We start from the raw sequence: 18649 nt of genomic DNA, 5'->3' as shown, positions 1-18649 counted from the left end.
GATGATTCTCGGCGACGAGGCGGGCTGCTATGGTGAAGGCCCGCCATCCACAGGGACGTCCCGATGAGCTCGACCGGTACTCTGTCGCCGCCCAGGGCCCGCGCCTCGCGCCGCGAGATCTTCGGCTGGGCGATGTTCGACTTCGCCAACCAGGCCTACACCCTGCTGATCATCACCGTGGTGTTCGGTGAGCTCTTCACCACCGTGATCGTCGGCGACCGCGGTGACGACCATCGGCTGGCCAACTTCCTGTGGAGCCTGGCGCTGGCGGTGAGCTATCTGCTGGTGGTGGTCACCGGGCCCCTGTGCGGGGCGGTGATGGACTACCGGGCCGAGAAGAAGCGCTTCCTGTTCGCCAGCTACCTGGCCACGGTAGCGGCCACCGCCATGCTCTACTTCGTGGCGCCCGGCTACGTGCTGCTGGGGCTCGCGCTGATCGTGGTCTCCAACTACGCCTACTCCATGGGCGAGTCCTTCATCGCCGCCTTCCTGCCCGACCTGGGCCCTCCGCAGGACCTGGGCAAGATCTCCGGCTTCGGCTGGGCGCTGGGCTACGTGGGCGGGCTCTTCGCCGCGGGCTTCACCCTGGTGGTGCTGGGCGAGGCCACCGCCGAGAACTTCGAGCGCATCCGCTGGGTGGGGCCCTTCGCCGCCGGCTTCTTCCTGGTCGCGGCGATTCCCACCTTCCTGTGGGTCCGCGAGCGTGGCACGCCCCAGCCGCCCGGCGAATCCTACCGGCGCATTGCCTGGGAGCGTGTCGCCACCACCCTGCACGAGCTGCGCCATTTCCGCGACCTGGCCACCTTCCTGGTGTCGCTGCTGTTCTCCATGGCCGGGGTCTACATCATCATCGCCTTCGCCTTCATCTACGGCGCCCAGGTGATCGGCTGGGACGCGTCGATCCGCAACCTGATGTTCATCATCGTGCAGATCACCGCGGCGGCCGGTGCGCTGGGCTTCGGCTTCATCCAGGACCGCATCGGCACCCGGGTCACCTACCTGTTCACCCTGTGCCTCTGGGTGGCGGCGATCCTGGCGATCTGGGCCACCCCCGAGGTCACCGCCTTCCTCAACGCGCGCCTCGGCCTCGCCTGGGAGGCCCAGCACCTCTTCCTGGTGGTGGGCTGCCTGGCCGGGCTGTCGCTGGGCTCCAGCCAGTCCGCCAGCCGCGCCCTGGTGGGGCTCTTCTCGCCGACCCGCAAGGCCGCCGAGTTCTTCGGCTTCTGGGGCCTGGCCAACAAGCTGGCCGGGGTCTTCGGCATCATCGCCCTGGGGCTGCTGCAGACGGTGGTGGGCCTGCAGGCCTCGATCCTGCTCTGCGCGGTGCTGTTCATCGTTGCCATCCTGGTCTGCCTGGCGGTGAACCAGGCCCGCGGCCAGCAAGCCGCCGAGGCCTGGGAGGCGCGCAACGGCGGGCGGTGAGTCGGGCCGCGGCCATGGGCGGCGATCGCGTGCCGTGTGCGCCGTTGGGGCAGGGTCGGGGAATCCGCCCAGCGTCGTCGGGTCCAAGGACCGAGGGCATTCGCGAGGGGAGCATGATGCGCGACGAGAACAAGGCGGTGAGGCGCACCGGGCTCGGCATGATGCTGCTGTTCTGGATGCTGTTCATCGCCGCCGGGACCTGGTGGTTCCATGGCTATGTGGAGCGCCAGCGCAATCCCAATGCACACCTGGTCAACGCCGTCGGCGACGGCGAGCCCCTGGTGCTGGAGCGCAGCCGTTCAGGTCACTTCCTGGCCACCGGGCGGATCAACGGCGAGCCGGTGGAGTTCCTGGTGGACACCGGGGCGACCTATGTGGCGGTCCCGGCGTCCATGGCCGAGCGGCTGGGGCTGGAATCCACCGGCGGCGCCTGGTTCAACACCGCCAACGGCCGGGTGCGCGGGGAGCTCACCACCCTCGACGAGGTGAGCCTGGGCGGCTATGCCGCCCACGACGTCCAGGGCTCCATCAGCCCCGGCCTGGAGGGCGACACGGCGCTGATGGGCATGAGCTTCCTCGACCGCTTCGACATCCGCATCCGCGACGCGCGCATGATCCTCGAGCCGGCCGGCGCCGAGTGATCCCTGCGGCCTTGGTCGCCTTGCGGGCGGCCCGCCGCCGCGGCAGGCTGGGGCGATCCATCGCCAGAGGAGTGGCAGCATGCGGCTTCACGAATGCCTGGGCATCGCCCGGCCCATCCTGCAGGCGCCCATGGCCGGCGCCCAGGGCAGCGAACTGGCCATCGCCGTGGCCCGCGCCGGCGGCCTGGGCGCGCTGCCCTGCGCCATGCTCACCCCGCAGGCCATGGCCGAGGAACTCGCCGCCATCCGCGCCGCCACCTCGGCGCCGCTCAACGTCAACTTCTTCTGCCACGCGCCCCCCGCGCCCGACCCTGCGGCGGAGGCACGCTGGCGCGCCGCGCTTGCGCCCTTCTACGCCGAGTTCGGCCTGGACATCGACGCCGTGCCGGCAGGCCCGGGGCGCCGGCCCTTCGATCATGAGGCCTGCGACGCCCTCGAACCCTTCCACCCCGAGGTGGTGAGCTTCCACTTCGGCCTGCCGGCGCCCGAGCTGGTGGCACGGGTCAAGGCCTGGGGCGCCCGGGTGCTGGCCTCGGCCACCACGGTGGCGGAGGCCTGCTGGCTCGAGGCCCACGGCGCCGATGCGGTGATCGCCCAGGGCCTCGAGGCGGGCGGTCATCGCGGCCTCTTCCTCACCGACGACCTCACCACCCAACTGGGCACCCTGGCTCTGGTGCCGCAGGTGAAGGCGGTGGTCGGCGTGCCGGTGATCGCCGCCGGCGGCATCGGCGATGCCCGCGGCGTGGCCGCGGCCCTGGCGCTGGGCGCCGATGCCGTCCAGGTGGGCACCGCCCTGCTGTGCTGCCCCGAGGCGCGCATCTCGGCCATCCATCGCCGTGCCCTGCAGTCGGAGGCGGCCCGCCATACGGCGCTGACCAACCTCTACACCGGTCGCCCGGCCCGGGGCATCGTCACCCGGCTGATGAGCGAACTGGGGCCGATGGGCGAGGCGGCCCCGGCCTTTCCCCTGGCCACCGCGGCCATCGCCCCGCTGCGCGCCGCCGCCGAGGACGCCGGCAGCGGCGACTTCTCGCCGCTGTGGGCCGGCCAGAATGCCAGCGGCTGCCGCGAGGTGCCCGCCGCCGAGGTGATCGCCGCGCTGGCTCGGGGCCTGGCTGGATATGACGAGGGGCGCCGGGGACAGGCCGAAGAGGAGGTCCTACGCCAGGGGTGAGGGGCACTGCTCCGAACGGGCTGGCCATGGATGGCCAGCACCGGACCTGCAAGCGGAGCGGGACGCGAGAGCGCAGCAGGGCGTCGGTAGCGCCCATGGAGGGGTTCACAGCGCCTCCTCGCAGGCCTGTCGCCGGATCAGCTCCGAGAAACGGTGAGTCAGCCTGTTGAGGCTGATATCATGGATATATGACCAGTGCCTCGCCCACCGCCTCCCTGGCGGATCCCTTCTACTACCTGGCGAACTTCCGTTTCGTGCTGGGTTGGGTCGCCGAGCGTCACGGCGACCTGCTGAACGCGGAGGAGCACGGCTTTCTCGTCACCTTCGCCACGCTGCCCCGGGCCGCCCAGGCACTGCTGGTACGCATGGTGATGCGCAAGGGCGAGCACTTCCGCACCGCGCGGCTCGCCTACGCCGAGATCGGCGATACCGACTCGGCCCTGGCGCCCCTGGTGGCGGCCGGGCTGGTGGAGGACGCCCCGGCGCTGGACCTCGCGACCCTCTTCGCCCAACTGCGCCTGGCGGAACTGCGCCGGGCGCTGGCCGACGAGATCGCCGCGGCGGGCTTGCCGGCCTCGCTGGGCAAGGCGGCGCTGCATGAGGCGCTGGCCACGCGGGATCTCGCACCCCGGCCGCTCGCCGCCTGGTGGCCCGAGGCCCCGGACCGGGTGGTGCGGCTCACCGTGATGGAGGGCTGCGACCGCCTGCGCCTGCTGTTCTTCGGCAACCTGCGCCAGGACTGGGCCGAGTTCGTGCTCACCGAGCTGGGCCTGCAGCGCTTCGAGCGCGTGCCCCTCGACGCCGATTCCCGCGCCTTCCGGCACCGCGAGGAACTGGAGACCTACCTGGCCCTGCACCGCCTGCGCGAACGGCTCGACACCGGCGAGCCGGCCGCCACGCTCGCCGCGGAGTGGCCCGCGATGCCGGCCGCCAACCCCTGGTTGCGGACCCGCGCCCAGCGCCTGCGGGTGGTCCTGGGCCGCCAGGCGGAGCGGGAGGGCGAGGCGACCCTGGCGCGCGACTGCTACGCCGCGGCGGGCTGGCCGGCGGCCACCGGCAGCACGGAGGCGCGCATCCGCCAGCTGCGCTTGTGGGAGCGCCAGGGGCGGTATCGCCAGGCCCTGGTGCTGGCCGAGCCGCTGGCGCGCTCGCCCGCCGACGAGGCGGAGGCCCAGGCACTGGCCCGGCTGCTGCCCCGCCTGCGGCGTCGCCTGGGCCTGCCCGCTGTGGCGTCACCGCCCGTCGCCGAGCCGGAGTGGCTGGACCTGGTCCTGCCGCGCACCGCCGGCGTGGAGCTGGCGGTGCGCGATCACCTGCACCGCGACGCGGCCCCGGTGCACTACGTGGAGAATGCCCTGGTCGGCGGCCTGTTCGGGCTGCTGTGCTGGGAGGCGCTGTTCGCGCCCCTGCCCGGGGCCTTCTTCCACCCCTTCCAGGCCGCCCCCGCCGACCTCTATCGCGAGGACTTCGTGGCCCGCCGCCGGGCACGCTTCGAGGCCTGCCTGGCGAGGCTCGACGACGGCCGCCATGGTGAGGCGATCCTTGCCACCTGGCGGGAGAAGCACGGTATCGCCTCGCCCTTCGTGCACTGGGAGGCTCTGGACGAGGCCCTGCTGGAGCTCGCCCTGGCCTGCCTGCCGCCGGCCCACCTGCGAGCCTGCTTCGAGCGGCTGCTGGGGGATCTGCGCGCCAACCGGGCCGGGTTGCCCGACCTGATCCAGTTCCATCCCCATGCCCCGGCGGGCGAGCCGCGCTACCGCTGGATCGAGGTCAAGGGTCCCGGCGACCGTCTGCAGGACAACCAGCGCCGCTGGCTGGCCTTCTTCCGCGCCCGGGGCATGCCCGCGGCGGTGTGCCGGGTGCGCTGGCGGGACGCGCCGGCATGAGCAGGGCGGCGAAGGTGGCGGCCCCGCGCCTGCGGGTGGCGGTGCGCACCCTGTGTGACTTCACCGCCCGCGCGGGCGATCTCGACCATCGTTTCACCCCGGCGCCCTCGGCCCGCGAGGGCATGGCGGGGCACGCCGAGGTGGCGCGCCGCCGCGGCGCGGGCTACCTGACCGAGCTGCCGCTCGCCGGCCGCGTCGAGGGGCTGGCGGTGTCCGGGCGCGCCGACGGCTACGACCCGACGACCCACCGCCTGGAGGAGATCAAGACCCACCGCGGCGACCTCTCGCGCATGGCCGACAACCAGCGCGCCCTGCACTGGGCCCAGCTCCGCGCCTATGGGGCGCTGCTCTGCGCCGAGCGCGGCCTCGCCGAGGTCGAGCTGGCGCTGGTCTACCTGGAGGTGGGCAGCGGCCGCGAGACGGTGCTCACCGAGCGGGCCGGCGCCGACGAGCTGCACGATTTCCTGGCCGGGCTGTGCCGGCGCTACCGCGCCTGGGCCGAGCGGGAGGCGGCCCACCGCGCGACCCGCGATGCCGCCCTGCGGGGGCTGACCTTTCCCCACGCCGAGTTCCGCCCCGGCCAGCGCGAACTGGCCGAGGGCGCCTACAAGGCGGCGGCCACGGGGCGCTGCCTGCTTGCCCAGGCGCCCACCGGCATCGGCAAGACCCTGGGCACCCTCTTCCCCATGCTCGCCGCCATGCCGCGCCAGGGCCTCGACCGCCTGGCCTTCCTGACCATGAAGACCCCGGGGCGGGCCCTGGCCCTGGCGGCGCTGGACGCCCTGGGCACCGCGCCCGGGGGCGAGAAGGAACGCGAGCAGCGGCTGCCGCTGCGGGTGCTGGAACTCACCGCCCGGGAGAAGGCCTGCGAGTATCCCGGCCGGGCCTGCCACGGCGAGGCCTGCCCGCTGGCCGCCGGCTTCTACGACCGCCTGCCGGCGGCGCGCCGGGCGGCGGTGGCGCGTGGCTGGCTGGACCGCGCGGCGCTGCGCGAACTGGCCCGCGACCACGGCGTCTGTCCCTACTACCTGGGCCAGGAGCTGGCACGCTGGTGCGACGTCGTGGTCGGCGACGTCAACCACTGGTTCGACGACCACGCCCTGCTGCACGGCCTGGCCTGGGAGAACGACTGGCGGGTGGGGCTGCTGGTGGACGAGGCCCACAACCTGGTGGGCCGGGCCCGCGGCATGTACAGCGCCGAGCTGGACCAGCGGCGCCTGGGCCGACTCAGGCGCACGGCGCCGGCGGCCCTGAAGGGGCCGCTGGGGCGGCTCGCCCGGCGCTGGCAGGCGCTGGTCAAGGACGCCGGCCTCGCCGAGTCCGGCGCGCCGGGGCGTCCCGCCTACCGGCTGCTGGACGGCCTGCCCGAGGGCCTGGTCGGCGCCCTGCAGGGCCTGGCCTCGGCCATCACCGATCACCTCGGCGAGCATCCCGAGGGGGCCGGCCCGGAGTGGCAGGAGCTGCTCTTCGAGGCCCTGGCCTTCACCCGGCTGGCCGAGCGCTTCGGCGACCACTCGCTGTGCGACCTCGGCCGCGAGGGACGGGGACGCGCCCGGCTCGGCATACGCAACCTGATTCCCGCGGACTTCCTGGCCCCGCGCTTCCAGGCGGCCCACGGCGCGGTGCTGTTCTCGGCGACCCTGAGCCCGGCCCACTACCACCGCGACCTGCTGGGGCTGCCGGGCGACAGCGTCTGGCAGGCGGTGGCGTCGCCCTTCGCCGCCGAACAGCTGGCGGTGCGCATCCGCGCCGACGTGTCCACCCGGCTGCGCGACCGCGAGGCGTCGCTGGCGCCCATCGTCGCCGAGATCGCCGACCAGTACCGCCGCCGGCCCGGCCACTACCTGGCCTTCTTCAGCAGCTTCGCCTACCTGGAGGCGGCGTTCGCGCACTTCGTCGCGGCGCACCCCGGGATTCCTGCCTGGGCCCAGCATCGTGGCATGGCCGAGGAGGAGCGCGATGCCTTCCTGGCGCGCTTCACCCCGCAGGGACGGGGCATCGGTTTCGCCGTGCTGGGCGGCGCCTTCGCCGAGGGCATCGACCTGCCCGGCGAGCGGCTGATCGGCGCCTTCGTCGCCACCCTGGGCCTGCCGCCGGCCGATCCCTTCAACGAGGCGCTCAGGGCGCGACTCCAGGCGCGCTTCGGCCGCGGCGACGACTACGCCTACCGGGTGCCCGGGCTGATCAAGGTGGTGCAGGCCGCGGGGAGGGTGATCCGCGGCCCGGCCGATCGCGGCGTGGTGGTGCTGCTGGACGACCGCTTCGCCCGCCGCGAGGTGCGCGACCGGCTGCCCGGCTGGTGGCGGCTCTAGCGCCGCGGATCGGGAATCTCCTCGACTCGGGTGGTGATCTCCTCGTCCTCCTCGTAGAGCGACTCCAGCTCCCGGGCCGCCTCCTGGATGGTCTGGATCAGCTTCTTCTCGTTGCCGAACACCTCCAGCTGGCGCAGCAGGGCGCGCTCGTCGTGTTCGCGGAAGGTGTCGATGGTGTGCTGGGCATGGTCGCGGGGGATGCCCAGGCCGACCAGGGCGTCGCGGGTCAGTTCCAGGCTGGCGGGCAGCAGCTCGCGGACGATCTGGGTGACCCCGGCACGCATCAGCAGGTGGGCGTGATAGCGGTTGCGCGCCCGGGCGTAGATCGTCAGGTGGGGGAAGCGGCGCTTGACCCGTTCGACGATGCGCATCGAGGCCTCGGGGTCGCCCACCGCCACCACCAGCACCCGGGCGCGGTCGGCGCCGGCCGCCTCCAGCAGGTCGAGGCGCGAGGCGTCGCCGTAGTGCACCTTGTTGCCGTAGCGGCGCACGAACGCCACTTGGTCGGCGTTGATGTCGAGCACCGTGTAGGGGATCTTCAGTCCCTGCAGGGCACGCCCCATGATCTGCCCGAAACGGCCGAAGCCGGCGATCAGGATGCGCGGCGATTCGTCGTCCGGGCGGTCGTAGCCGCGGGTGGCGGGGCGGCGCTCCCGGTACCGCAGCGCCGCCGTCAGCAGGCGATAGAGCAATGGGGTGGTGGCCATGGAGAGCGAGACCACCAGGATCAGCAGGTCGACTAGGGTCTGGTCGAGCAGGGCGGTACCGGCCGCCGCGGCGAGCAGCACGAAGCCGAACTCACCGCCCTGGGAGAGCAGCACGGCGAGGCGGGCGCTTCCCTTCCAGGAGCCGCCGTAGAGCCGGGTGGCGAGCGCCAGGGAGAGCCCCTTGAGCAGCACCAGGCCCAGGGTCAGGCCGAGCACGCCGAGCGGCCGCTCGGCGAGCAGGCCGATCTCGGCCATCATCCCCACCGCCATGAAGAACAGCCCCAGCAGCAGACCGCGGAAGGGCTCGATGTCGGCCTCGATGCTGTGGCGGTACTCGGAGTCGGCCAGCAGCACCCCGGCGCTGAAGGCGCCCAGCGCCATGGAGAGCCCGGCCAGCTCCATCAGCAGGGCCGCGCCGATCACCACCAGCAGGGTGGTGGCGGCGAACACCTCGCGGCTGCGGGTGGCGGCGGCGTAGTGGAACAGCGGGCGCAGCAGGTAGCGGCCGCCGACGATCAGCGCGGCGAAGGCGCCGGCGGCCAGCAGCACCTCCCCCAGCAGCGGGGCGGCACCGTCGGCCATCAGGGCGTCGGCGGCGATGATGGGGATCGCCGCCAGCACCGGGATCGCCGCCAGGTCCTGGAACAGCAGCAGGGCGAAGGCGTGGCGGCCGTGGCGACTGGCCAGCTCCCGGCGCTCGCCCAGCAGGTGCAGCACCAGCGGCGTGGAACACAGCCCCAGGCTGAAGCCCACCACCAGGGCCGCGGCAGGCGCCAGGCCCAGCCACCAGGCGGCCAGGGCGAGCAGGGCGGTGGTGATCGCCACCTGCAGGCTGCCGAAGCCGAACACCGCCTGGCGCATCACCTTCAGGCGTGCCGGCTTGAGCTCCAGGCCGATGACGAACAGCAGGAAGACGATGCCCACCTGGGAGAACTGCAGCACCCCCTCGGCGTCGGGCACCAGGCCCAGCAGGGCAGGGCCGATCACCACCCCGGCGGCCAGATAGCCAAGCACCTCGCCGAGCCCCAGGCGCTTGAACACCGGCACGATCAGCACCGCGGCGGCGAGGAAGATAAGGGCATTGACGAGCAGGTCGGTGGCCAAGGAGGACTCCTTGCGGATGGCGAGGGAAGCCCCCATTCTACCGAGCGAGGGCCTGCCATTCACAAGCAAGTGGCGGGCCAACACCGGGAGGAGAGCACCATGCGACTCAATGCCGATTTTTCCCGACGGGCGGTGGTGACCCCCGACGCCTACCGCTGGGTGGCGTCGCCCACGCCCGGGGTGGAGCGGATGATGCTGGATCGCATCGGCGAGGAAGTGGCCCGTGCCACCTCGCTGGTCCGCTATGCACCGAACAGCGACTTTCCTCGCCATGAGCATGGGGGCGGCGAGGAGATCCTGGTGCTGGACGGCGAGTTCGCCGACGAGCACGGCCGCTATCCGGCGGGCAGCTACCTGCGCAATCCCATCGGCACCGCCCATGCGCCGCGGGTCGGGGCCGAGGGGGCGACCCTCTTCGTCAAGTTGCACCAGTTCTCGCCGGACGACACCGAGCGCAAGGTCGTCGATACCCGGGCGCAGGATTGGCGGCCGGGCGGGAAGAGCGGCATCGAGGTCATGCCCCTGCACGACTTCCAAGACGAACGGGTGGCGCTGGAGCGCTGGGCGCCGAAGGCGCGGCTCGCCCCCCGGGACTACCGGGGCGGTGCGGAGTTGCTGGTGCTGGAGGGGGGCTTTCACGACGAAGAGGGCGACTACCCGGCCGGCAGCTGGCTGCGTCTGCCGCCCGGGGGCCGCCATACGCCCTCCCCCGGGGCGGACGGGGCCCTAGTCTACGTCAAGATGGGGCACCTGCCGCCCGGCTGAGCGCCGAGCTGGCCCGCTGGGTGTGATCTCTCAGGCATGCACGACGCCCTGCGGCGTCCAGGTGATGCGGGCGAAATGGGCATGACCCGCGGTCCATTCGAGCGGGATGCGGGCCTCGTGGGTCTTGACCGAGCTGCTGCCATACTCGGCCTCGTGGTATTCGAAGCCCTCCGGCAAGGTGACCCGGGCCCGGTGGGGCTCGTCGGTCACGGGATTGCGGATCGGTTCACCGGTGCCCTCGACGACGCCGGGAATGGCGATACGGCCGGTTCGTGCCTCCACGTCCGCCTCGAACTCGATGGGGCTCACGAGGGGCTCGAAGTAGGTGTCGATCACGTTGCTGAACACATTGAAGATGGTCGCGCCGGGCTCGGTTTCCTCGCCCTTGAAGAGCGCCGTCAGCGCCTGGCGCTGGGCATCCGTCGTGCGCTCGTCCAGGATCAGCTGCGCCTGCCCCCGGCCTTCGTGAATCGCGCCCGGCCAGGCGAGCAGGCCGACGAACACCGCGCCATCGAGGGCGGTGTCGCCGAAGTGGCCGTGCTCGATACGCATCCCGACCGCGGCCCGGCAATCGCCGTGGGTCGGCGGGGCATTGAATTGGCAGGGGCAGCTGAAATCGCAGTTGCAGGTCGTGAAGTCGGTCGCTTCGATCTTCCAGTCGACGGGTGACATCTCGTCCTCCTCGCCGTTGGACGGCTCGGCAATGCGACGAAGGCGTCGCGGGTGGATCCTGGAGCCATGCCGCTGGCTCGCAACCGCCCGTTGGCATGGGGCTCCGCCGTGGCCGGCGTCCCTGTCGCCAACCTCGACTCGGCGATCTGTTGGGGGAGGAGCGCATCGACCACGACCGGTCCATTCCGCTCGGCAGAAGGGCCCCTCGGGGTGGTGATGGATCCCCGGATGCGTTCCCTGTCTCTTCAAGCGTAACACTCGGATCGCGCCCGGCCAGTACCGATGCACGTTTCATTGTCCGTCCCTTCCGTCCCCGGCCATGGGGACAAGCCGGCAGACGGCGCGGGGGGATCGGCAGGTCTGCCCTGAGCGCGGAATGGCCATCGGGCATCGCCGCCGATCGCGCTGGTGCGACCGGCTCGGCAGCGGGGGCGTTTGTGTCGGCCTCTGAAGTTATGCTATTCAAGCTGGGCGGATCCCATCCAACTGCAAAGGAGCATGCACATGGGTATCGAAGTGACCGGCCTGCTGGGCCTGATCTGGCTGATCATCATCATCTGGGCCATCGTCAAGGTGGCCAAGAGTTCGGCCGGTGGGCTGGCCAAGCTGATCTGGATCCTGGTGCTGCTGTTCTTCCCGCTGCTGGGCCTGATCGTCTGGTTCCTGTTCGGTCCCAAGGGGTAGCGATTCCTCAGGCGTCATCCTTCCTCATCGGCGGGGGCCTCGCGGTCCAGCAGGGCCACGAGCGCGTCACGATGCGCGTCCAGCGCATGAGCGTGCCCGGGCATGTTCGCCCAGGGGTCCGCCTTCTGGCCGAGTCGGCGAAACAGGTTGCGCATCGTCCAGTCGCGCGGGCCCGCCCCGCGCTCGATTTCCGACCATGACAGGGGCGTGGCGACCGGGGCGCCAGGCCGGGCGCGTACGGCATAGGGGGCCACCGCGGTGGCCCCGTAGCTGTTGCGCAGCACATCGAGGAAGACCCGCCCGCGCCGCTTCTTCTTGCGCTGGGCCAGGGTGTAGCACTCCTCGTGGCGACGGACCAGCAGCCGGGCCGCATCCTGGGCGAAGCGTCTGACCGTGTCGAAATCCAGGCTCCCGTCCAGCGGCACCACCACATGGAAGCCCCGGGAGCCCGTCGTCTGCACCCAGGCCGTCAACGACAGCTCCGCCATCAGGGCGCGCAGGTCCAGCGCGGCACGTCGCACGATGGCGTAGGCCTCGGTGTCCTCCGGCGGGTCCAGGTCGAAGATCATCCGGTCGGGGTGTTCCAGGTCATCGGCCGGTGAGAGGTAGAGGTGGGGCGTGATCATGGCCTGGTCCGCCAGGTAGACCAGGGCCGCGCGGCCGGTGAGGAGAGGCGCCATGAAGCTGCCGCCCTCGCGTTTGGGGAAGCGCACCGTCTCGAGCCAGTCGGGGAAGTGGTCCGCGGCGTCCTTCTGGTAGAATCCCTCGCCGCCCAGCCCATCGGGGAAGCGCTGCAGGCTCACCGCATGGCGCGCGAGGTGCGGCAGCATGGTGGGGCCGACCCGGGCGTAGTAGTCGATCAGGTCCCCCTTGGTCAGGCCGGCCTCGGGGAAGAACGGCTTGTCGCGGTTCGCGGTCTCGATGCGATGGCCGTCAATGTCCATTTCCGTCCTGGCCCTCCTCGGCCGCGATCTGCTCCAGGGTGCGCCCCGACTGGACGGACTCGGGCTCGGTGGAGGTCGGATTGCGCCGGGCATCCGCCGCCTCGTCGTCGATCTTCACCAGCAGCCAGTCCTTGCCCTGCTCGAGCCGCGTGCGGATCAACGCATAGCCGCCGCGCAGCTTCTCGCCCTCCAGCCAGACGGTGGCGTGGCCGTCGGCGAGTTGCCCGGCGACCGAGGGCGGATCCTCGCCTCCCTTCAGGTTACGGTAGTGGCCCCGGTCCCAGATCAGCACGGTGCCGGCGCCGTACTCGCCTGCGGGGATCACGCCCTCGAAGTCGGCATAGGCCAGCGAGTGGTCCTCGGTGGGGATGGCCAGGCGCTTGACCCGCGGGTCGGTGGAGGGGCCCTTGGGAACCGCCCAGGACTTCAGCACGCCGTCGACCTCGAGGCGGAAGTCGTAGTGTTGGCTGGAGGCATCGTGCAGCTGGATGACGAAGATCGGCCCGTCGGGCGGCTCGCCGCGGTCGCATTTCACGCAGTCGAGCCGCAGGCCGAGCCGCGAGCGGCGTCCCGCCTCGCTGGTCACCCAGGGACGCTCCACCCAGGGCGGCTGGTGACGCACGTGCTGGTTGTGGCCGCAGGCCAGCTCGGCCACCCAGTGCCCCTCCGCATCGCGGTGGTAGCCGACGATGGGCCGCCGCATCCGCTCACTTCCCGTCCGGCGGCGCCTTGTAGTGGCCGGGTACGGTCACGCGCTCGCCGCTGGGCAGCCGGCGCATATGGGTCGGCACATAGACTCGCTTGATGATGCTCTTCTCCATGGATGGGGCCTCCTCACGGTGGGTGGCGCGGCCTCCCGGAAGAGGCACGCCGCCGGATAGTCTGGGCCCGAAGTGCCTGCCGATTCAATAGCCGGGCCGAGCAAGCCAGGGCTATCGCAGTTGCCGACAGCGAGGGGCGCCGCACCCTCAACGGCGGGGCGTGTAGCCCTCCAGGTGGGCCTCCACCACGGCCTCGATGTCGGCCAGGGTGGCGGCATCGAAGGCGCGCAGCCCCAGGCGGCGCAGCAGCGGCTCGCGGGCGATCAGGAAGAAGACGATCTGGCCCACCAGGGTGTGGGTCTCGAGGATCACCCGGCGGTCGTCGGCGGCCTGGCCGGTGAGCCGGGCGATCAGCGCGGCCAGCCTGGCCTGGACGATGCCGAAGGCCTCGGCCTGGAGGATCTCGAAGGCCTCGCCGGGACGCACCTGCTCGCGCACCACCATCAGCAGCCAGTGGCGGCACTCGTCCTCCTCGGCGAAGGTACGCACCATGCGGCGGGCGATGCCGCGCAGCGCCTCGCGGGCCGCCTCGCGGCTCTCCGGCACGCCCCGGTCGGTGGCGTCGGCCAGCCCCAGCCGCTGGCGCAGCTCGCCGGCGATATGCCGGGCCGCCGCCAGGTAGAGGCCGTGCTTGTTGCCGAAGTGGTAGGCGATGGAGCCGATGTTGGCGCCGGCGGCCTCGGCGATGCGGCGGGTGGTGGTGGCTTCATAGCCCTGCTCGCCGAACAGCCGGATGCCGGCGTCGATCAGTTTCTCGCGGGTCGCCTCGGACATCGTCTCTCCTCGGGGCGGTCAGGGGGCGCGGCTCGGCCGGGTGTCGATGCCGAAGGCCAGGGTGTAGAGCACCGGCACCAGCCCCAGGCTCATCAGGGTGCCGACGCCCAGGCCGAAGGCCATGGCGCCGGCCATGCCGTAGAACAGCGGGTCGCGGCCCAGGATCAGCGGCAGGAAGCCGAGCACCGTGGTGGCGGCCGACATCAGGATCGGCCGCAGGCGGCGCGAGGCGGCCCGGACCACGGCGTCCAGGTCGTCGAGCCCCGGCGTCCCGCGCTCGATGTCGATGCGGTCGATCAGCACGATGGCGTTGTTGACGATGATCCCGGCCAGGCTGTAGATGCCCAGCATCACCATGAAACCGAAGTCGGCGCGCAGCGCCAGCAGGCCCAGGGCCACCCCGGTGATGATCAGCGGGATGGTGGCGACGATCAACAGCGGGCGCTTGAGCGAATTGAACTGCGCCACCAGCAGCAGGAAGATCGCCCCCAGGCAGGCCGGCAGGTTGGCCTGCAGCGCCGCCTGCCCCTCGGCGGACTCCTTCACCACGCCGTCGAACTCCACCCAGTGGCCCGCGGGCAGCTCGGCCTCGAGCTCGTCGAGCCCCTCGGCCAGGCGTGGCGCCATGTCTTCGGCGGTCAGGTGGCGGTTGCGCGCCGAGACGGTGACGGTGCGCACCAGGTTCTCGCGATCGATGCGGTAGTAGCCGTCGGTGAGGGCGACGTCGGCCACCTGGCCGAGCGGCACCCCGGCCCCGGGCGCCTCCAGCGGGTAGACGGTCAGCGAGCGCAGCCGTTCCAGGCTGGCGCGGTCGGCCCCGGCGTAGCGCAGCACGATGGGCACGATGTCGTCGCCCTCGCGGAAGTGGCTGAGGTGGTAGCCGTCGATGGCCCCCGCCAGCGATCGGGCGATGTCCTCCGAGGTCACCCCGGCGCGCCGCGCCCGGGCCTGGTCCACCTCGACAGCCAGTGCCGGGATCCGCGCCTCCCAGCTCTGGCGCACGTCCAGGGCGCCGTCCAGCCCGGCCAGCAGCGCCTCCACCCGGCCGGCGGCCGCATAGAGCACCTCCCGGTCCGGCCCCTTGACCTGCACCTCCAGCAGGCGACTGTCCGAGGGGCCCAGGAACATCCGGGTGACCTGGGCGGCGACGTCGGGGTGGCGGCGGGCCAGGAAGTCGCGGGTCGCCTCCAGTACCGGCTCGACCCGCTCGCGGTCGGCGACGTTCACCACCATGAAGCCCTTGTTGGGGGCCGGGTCCAGGGGCGTCAGCGAGAGCACGAAGCGTGGCCCGCCGAAGCCGGCGTAGGCGGCGGTACCGGTAATCTCGTCGGCCAGCTCCGGGACCTCGCCCAGCTCCCGGGCGATGGCCTGGAGCCGGCGGTCGGCCGCGTCGGCGGCGATGTCGGAGGGGAAGTCCAGGGTGACCAGCACCTGGTCGCGGTCCGAGTCGGGGAAGAACTTCTGCGGCACCGTCTGCATCAGCGCCACCCCCGCCGCCAGGGCCAGTGCCATGACCACCAGGCAGGCGAGGCGGTGGGCCAGCAGGCGGCGCAGCAGTCCCTCGTAGCGCCGCGCCATGCCCCGGAACAGCCGGTCGGAGAGGTTGGCGGCCGGCGCCTCGCCCCGGGCCGGGACATGCAGGAAGCGGTGGCAGAGCGCCGGCGTCACGGTCAGCGACAGCAGCCAGGAGGCGAGCAGGGTGATGGCGATGACGATGGAGATCGAGCGGGTGTACTCGCCGGCGACATGCTCGGCGAGCATCAGCGGCAGGAACACCAGGATGGTGGTCAGGGTCGAGGTCAGCAGCGGCAGGGCCAGCTCGCGCCCCGTCTCGCGCAGTGCCCGGTCGCGGTCGTCGCCCGCCGCCAGGCGGGTCTTGAAGTCCTCGGCGACGACGATGGCGTTGTCCACCAGCAGCCCCAGGGCGATCACCAGGGTGGCCAGGCTGGCGCGCTGCAGGGTCATCTCGGCCAGGCCCATGATCGCCAGGGTGACCAGCATCACCGCGGGAATGAGGGCGCCGACGATCAGGCCGGTGCGCACGCCCAGGAAGAGGATCACCACTGCCAGCACGACCCCCAGGGTCTGCAGCACGCTGGCACTCACCCCGTAGACGGCGTTGGCGACCTGGTCGGGCTGGAAGGTCATGACCTCCAGGCGATAGCCGGCCGGCAGCTCCTCGCGCAGCGACGCCAGGCGCGCGGTCATGGCCTCGCCGTAGTCGAGGACGTTGACCCCGTCGAGGACGGAGACGGCGAAGACGATGGCCGGCTCGCCGTCGAAGTAGGCCGGGCGCTCCACCGGCTCGGCGTAGCCGCGGTGGATCTCGCCCAGGTCGCGCAGCCGCAGGGTGCTGCCCTCGGATAGCCGGATCTCGGCATCGCCCAGTGCCTCGAGACTCGCGAACTCGCCGGAGACCTGCAGCGCCAGGCGTTGCTCGCCGGCCTCCAGCACCCCGCCGGGCGGGTAGATGTTGCGTTGCTGGAGCTGGCCGGCCAGCTCGCCGGGGCCGAGGCCCAGCTCGGCCAGGCGCTGCTGGTGGATGTCGACGAAGACCCGCCGCGGCTGCACGCCGAGCAGCTCGACCTTGCGCGTGCCCTCGACGCCGTAGAGGGCAGCGCGCACGTGCTCGGCGATCTCCTGCTGCTCGGCCTGGGGGAAGTCCGGGGCGACCAGTGCCGCCGTGACCACCGCCACCTCGCCGAAGTCGTCGTCGACCCGGGGCGCCCGGGTACCCTCCGGCAGCTCGTCGCGGGCCTCTTCGACCCGCTTGCGCACCTCGTCCCAGATCTGATCGAGGTCGAAGTAGCGGTCGCGGATCTCCACATGGAGGATCGAGCGCCCCCGCATCGAGGTGGAGCGGATCTCCTCGACCTCGCCCACCGTGCGGATGTGGGCCTCCAGGGGCTTGGTGATGTTCTCCTCCACCTGCTCGGCGGGCAGGCCCGGGAACTCGGTGGTGACCACCGCCTCGCGGATGGTGATCGCGGGGTCCTCGCGGGTCGGCAGCGTGAAGTAGCTGACGGCGCCGTAGAGCATGGCGATCAGGGTGGCCAGGTAGAAGAGCGGGCGGCGGCGGTGGGCGAGCTGGGTCAGGTTCATGGCGGCCTCAGTGGTAGCGCTCGGGGCCGGTCTCCAGCGGCGTGACGCGCTCGCCGGCGGTGACGAACTCGGCGCCGCGGGCGACAACGCGCTCGCCGGGCCGGAGCGCGCCGCGCACCGCGGTCAGGCCGTCACCTAGCGCGACCACCGTCACCGCCACCCGCTCCAGGTGGTCGTCGGCGTCGAGGCGCAGCACATGGGGGCCCGCCTCGCCATGCACCAGGGCGGTGGTCGGCACCCGGACCCCGGGATCGCCTGCGCCGCCCGCCGCCGGGGTAGCCAGGGTGACCTCGGCGGTCATGCCCTCGCGGACGCCAGGAGGCGGTGCCTCCAGGCGCAGGATCAGCGGATAGTCGTTGGAGGAGGCCGGCTGGGGGCCCAGGTGGGCGAGGGTGGCGGTGAGCGTCTCGCCGCCCAGGGCGGGCAGCGTCACCCGGTGCCGCGAGCCCGGGCGCAGTTCCCCGACCAGGGTCTCGGGCACGCTGGTGCGCACCTCGAAGCCTGCGCCGTCGGCGACCACCTCGAGCAGCGGCTGGCCGGCCTCGACCCGCTCGCCAGGCTCCGCGTGGCGCCGGCCGACCGTGCCGCGGAAGGGCGCGCGCAGGCGGGCCTGGGCCAGGTCGCGCTCGGCCAGCGCCAGCACGGCCCGGGCGGTGGCCAGGCGCGCCTCGGCGCTCTCCTGGGCCGCCCGGGCGGCATCCAGCTGCGCGCGGCTGGCGAAGTCGCGGGCCGCCAGGTCCCGCAGGCGATCGTGGTCCTGGCGCTTCTCGCGGAGGACCGCCTCGGCCTCGCGAACCTCGGCGCGGCGCCGCTCCCGGGTCAGCCGGTAGCGCTCGTCGTCCAGCGTCGCCAGGGCGTCACCGGCGGCGAAGGCCTCGCCGACCTCGGTGAGGCTGGCCAGCTCGCCGCCGACCTCGAGGCTCAGGGTGGTGCGTCGCGCCGCCCGCACGCGGCCCGAGAGGCGGGTGAGGGTGGGGCCGTCGGCGGGCTGGACGAGGTGGGTCGCCACCACCCGCGGTCGCTCCTCGGGGGGCGTCTCCTCGGGGGTACAGCCGGCCACCAGGCCGAGCGCGACCAGCAGCAGGGCGAGCGGGGCGACCGGCCGACGGGATGAGCGGCAACCGATGAGGGACATGGCGGCCTTCCGGACTCTGCGAGGGGTGTTCCGGCAGTGTATTAATCAATTGATTAAACCGCAACGTCGCCGACGCCCCGGGGAATCGGGACGGCGGCGACGTGTCGGATGCAGGGGCCGTCGTGCGGCCCCCGCGGTTCAATGGTAGCGGGCCGGCTGACGGGTGAAGCGCACCGGTGGGCGGTACTTCTGGCCGTCCGACGCCCGCTCCGGGGCGGGGCGGACCCGCCAGCCACGCGAGCTGGCCCACTCCTTGAGCTCCCGGTAGTCGATCAGCGGATGGTCGCGGGTGTAGGGGTTGGGAGAGGCGGAAGGGAAGGCGAAGGCCACGTGGGGGTAGTGGGCCAGGGCCTGGGGGCCACCGTGGGCGGCCAGGGCGCGATCCAGGGCGATCTGCCAGGCCTGGGCTTCGCCAGCGAGGGGTGCTGCGGTTCGAGCCGATTGCATCGTATTGCCCTCCGTTGTCTTGCCGGTTTGCGGGGCCATGAAAAACGCCCCGTCCGGCG

The 18649-nt window shown here is 72.4% G+C and carries 15 protein-coding genes; 7 read left to right on the top strand and 8 right to left on the bottom strand.

Annotation, left to right across the window (positions count from 1 at the left end):
• The first annotated feature begins 63 nt into the window (after nt 1-63).
• The 5 genes from QWY80_RS10710 (at nt 64) to QWY80_RS10690 (ending at nt 7435) form a co-directional block, all read left to right on the top strand.
• A complete protein-coding gene (locus tag QWY80_RS10710; RefSeq protein WP_290231232.1) occupies nt 64-1422 on the top strand; it encodes an MFS transporter in 1359 nt (452 codons plus the stop codon).
• 116 nt (nt 1423-1538) lie between these two features.
• Entirely contained in the window at nt 1539-2063 is a 525-nt protein-coding gene (locus QWY80_RS10705; protein WP_290231399.1) for a retropepsin-like aspartic protease family protein, read from the top strand.
• A gap of 79 nt (nt 2064-2142) precedes the next feature.
• Entirely contained in the window at nt 2143-3237 is a 1095-nt protein-coding gene (locus QWY80_RS10700; protein ID WP_290231230.1) for an NAD(P)H-dependent flavin oxidoreductase, read from the top strand.
• A 188-nt stretch (nt 3238-3425) separates the two neighbouring features.
• Nucleotides 3426-5123 carry a VRR-NUC domain-containing protein gene (locus QWY80_RS10695; protein ID WP_290231227.1) on the top strand — a complete coding sequence of 566 codons (1698 nt, stop codon included), beginning with the start codon at nt 3426-3428 and terminating at the stop codon, nt 5121-5123.
• On the top strand, nt 5120-7435 hold the full coding sequence (locus QWY80_RS10690; RefSeq protein WP_290231225.1) for an ATP-dependent DNA helicase: 2316 nt from the start codon (nt 5120-5122) through the stop codon (nt 7433-7435). Before QWY80_RS10695 ends, QWY80_RS10690 begins: the two co-directional genes overlap by 4 nt.
• Here the strand turns inward: QWY80_RS10690 and QWY80_RS10685 are convergent.
• Entirely contained in the window at nt 7432-9246 is a 1815-nt protein-coding gene (locus tag QWY80_RS10685; RefSeq protein ID WP_290231224.1) for a monovalent cation:proton antiporter-2 (CPA2) family protein, read from the bottom strand. The genes QWY80_RS10690 and QWY80_RS10685 overlap by 4 nt on opposite strands.
• A gap of 99 nt (nt 9247-9345) precedes the next feature.
• Here QWY80_RS10685 and QWY80_RS10680 point away from each other — a divergent pair, with 99 nt between their 5' ends.
• Nucleotides 9346-10011, top strand: coding sequence for a cupin domain-containing protein (locus QWY80_RS10680; RefSeq protein ID WP_290231221.1), 666 nt, complete (start codon nt 9346-9348; stop codon nt 10009-10011).
• Between the two features lie 30 nt (nt 10012-10041).
• Here the strand turns inward: QWY80_RS10680 and QWY80_RS10675 are convergent, their stop codons facing one another.
• Entirely contained in the window at nt 10042-10683 is a 642-nt protein-coding gene (locus tag QWY80_RS10675; protein ID WP_290231219.1) for a DUF1326 domain-containing protein, read from the bottom strand.
• A gap of 504 nt (nt 10684-11187) precedes the next feature.
• Between QWY80_RS10675 and QWY80_RS10670 the strand changes: the two genes are divergently transcribed.
• Nucleotides 11188-11367 (top strand): PLDc N-terminal domain-containing protein, encoded by a 180-nt coding sequence (locus tag QWY80_RS10670; RefSeq protein ID WP_290231217.1) that lies wholly within the window; start codon nt 11188-11190, stop codon nt 11365-11367.
• A 14-nt stretch (nt 11368-11381) separates the two neighbouring features.
• On the opposite strand, the gene ligD is transcribed toward QWY80_RS10670, so the two are convergent.
• The 6 genes from ligD to QWY80_RS10635 all read right to left on the bottom strand — a co-directional run bounded on the left by ligD (nt 11382) and on the right by QWY80_RS10635 (nt 18590).
• Nucleotides 11382-12311 (bottom strand): non-homologous end-joining DNA ligase, encoded by a 930-nt coding sequence (ligD, locus tag QWY80_RS10665; RefSeq protein WP_290231215.1) that lies wholly within the window; start codon nt 12309-12311, stop codon nt 11382-11384.
• On the bottom strand, nt 12301-13014 hold the full coding sequence (locus tag QWY80_RS10660) for a DUF3565 domain-containing protein (RefSeq protein WP_435389345.1): 714 nt from the start codon (nt 13012-13014) through the stop codon (nt 12301-12303). The genes ligD and QWY80_RS10660 overlap by 11 nt, the downstream gene beginning before the upstream one ends.
• A 265-nt stretch (nt 13015-13279) precedes the next feature.
• The gene (locus QWY80_RS10650; protein ID WP_290231213.1) at nt 13280-13906 is read right to left on the bottom strand and encodes a CerR family C-terminal domain-containing protein; all 627 of its coding nucleotides are present in this window, start codon (nt 13904-13906) and stop codon (nt 13280-13282) included.
• 18 nt (nt 13907-13924) lie between these two features.
• Nucleotides 13925-17008 (bottom strand): efflux RND transporter permease subunit, encoded by a 3084-nt coding sequence (locus tag QWY80_RS10645; RefSeq protein WP_290231211.1) that lies wholly within the window; start codon nt 17006-17008, stop codon nt 13925-13927.
• A 7-nt stretch (nt 17009-17015) separates the two neighbouring features.
• Entirely contained in the window at nt 17016-18143 is a 1128-nt protein-coding gene (locus QWY80_RS10640; RefSeq protein ID WP_290231208.1) for an efflux RND transporter periplasmic adaptor subunit, read from the bottom strand.
• A gap of 138 nt (nt 18144-18281) precedes the next feature.
• Nucleotides 18282-18590, bottom strand: a complete 309-nt coding sequence (locus tag QWY80_RS10635; RefSeq protein ID WP_290231206.1) for a hypothetical protein — start codon at nt 18588-18590, stop codon at nt 18282-18284.
• Between the last annotated feature and the right edge of the window lie 59 nt (nt 18591-18649).

This window comes from Halomonas ramblicola, from assembly GCF_030409215.1.
Lineage (GTDB): Bacteria > Pseudomonadota > Gammaproteobacteria > Pseudomonadales > Halomonadaceae > Halomonas > Halomonas ramblicola.
This window is presented reverse-complemented; position numbering and strand designations above follow the sequence as displayed.

Coding starts and splice junctions, on each gene's coding strand:
- ligD (WP_290231215.1), bottom strand. CDS start 12,311: ATGGACATTGACGGCCATCGCATCGAGACCGCGAACCGCGACAAGCCG.
- QWY80_RS10705 (WP_290231399.1), top strand. CDS start 1,539: ATGCGCGACGAGAACAAGGCGGTGAGGCGCACCGGGCTCGGCATGATG.
- QWY80_RS10640 (WP_290231208.1), bottom strand. CDS start 18,143: ATGTCCCTCATCGGTTGCCGCTCATCCCGTCGGCCGGTCGCCCCGCTC.
- QWY80_RS10710 (WP_290231232.1), top strand. CDS start 64: ATGAGCTCGACCGGTACTCTGTCGCCGCCCAGGGCCCGCGCCTCGCGC.
- QWY80_RS10700 (WP_290231230.1), top strand. CDS start 2,143: ATGCGGCTTCACGAATGCCTGGGCATCGCCCGGCCCATCCTGCAGGCG.
- QWY80_RS10675 (WP_290231219.1), bottom strand. CDS start 10,683: ATGTCACCCGTCGACTGGAAGATCGAAGCGACCGACTTCACGACCTGC.
- QWY80_RS10650 (WP_290231213.1), bottom strand. CDS start 13,906: ATGTCCGAGGCGACCCGCGAGAAACTGATCGACGCCGGCATCCGGCTG.
- QWY80_RS10690 (WP_290231225.1), top strand. CDS start 5,120: ATGAGCAGGGCGGCGAAGGTGGCGGCCCCGCGCCTGCGGGTGGCGGTG.
- QWY80_RS10645 (WP_290231211.1), bottom strand. CDS start 17,008: ATGAACCTGACCCAGCTCGCCCACCGCCGCCGCCCGCTCTTCTACCTG.
- QWY80_RS10680 (WP_290231221.1), top strand. CDS start 9,346: ATGCGACTCAATGCCGATTTTTCCCGACGGGCGGTGGTGACCCCCGAC.
- QWY80_RS10670 (WP_290231217.1), top strand. CDS start 11,188: ATGGGTATCGAAGTGACCGGCCTGCTGGGCCTGATCTGGCTGATCATC.
- QWY80_RS10660 (WP_435389345.1), bottom strand. CDS start 13,014: ATGCGGCGGCCCATCGTCGGCTACCACCGCGATGCGGAGGGGCACTGG.
- QWY80_RS10695 (WP_290231227.1), top strand. CDS start 3,426: ATGACCAGTGCCTCGCCCACCGCCTCCCTGGCGGATCCCTTCTACTAC.
- QWY80_RS10635 (WP_290231206.1), bottom strand. CDS start 18,590: ATGCAATCGGCTCGAACCGCAGCACCCCTCGCTGGCGAAGCCCAGGCC.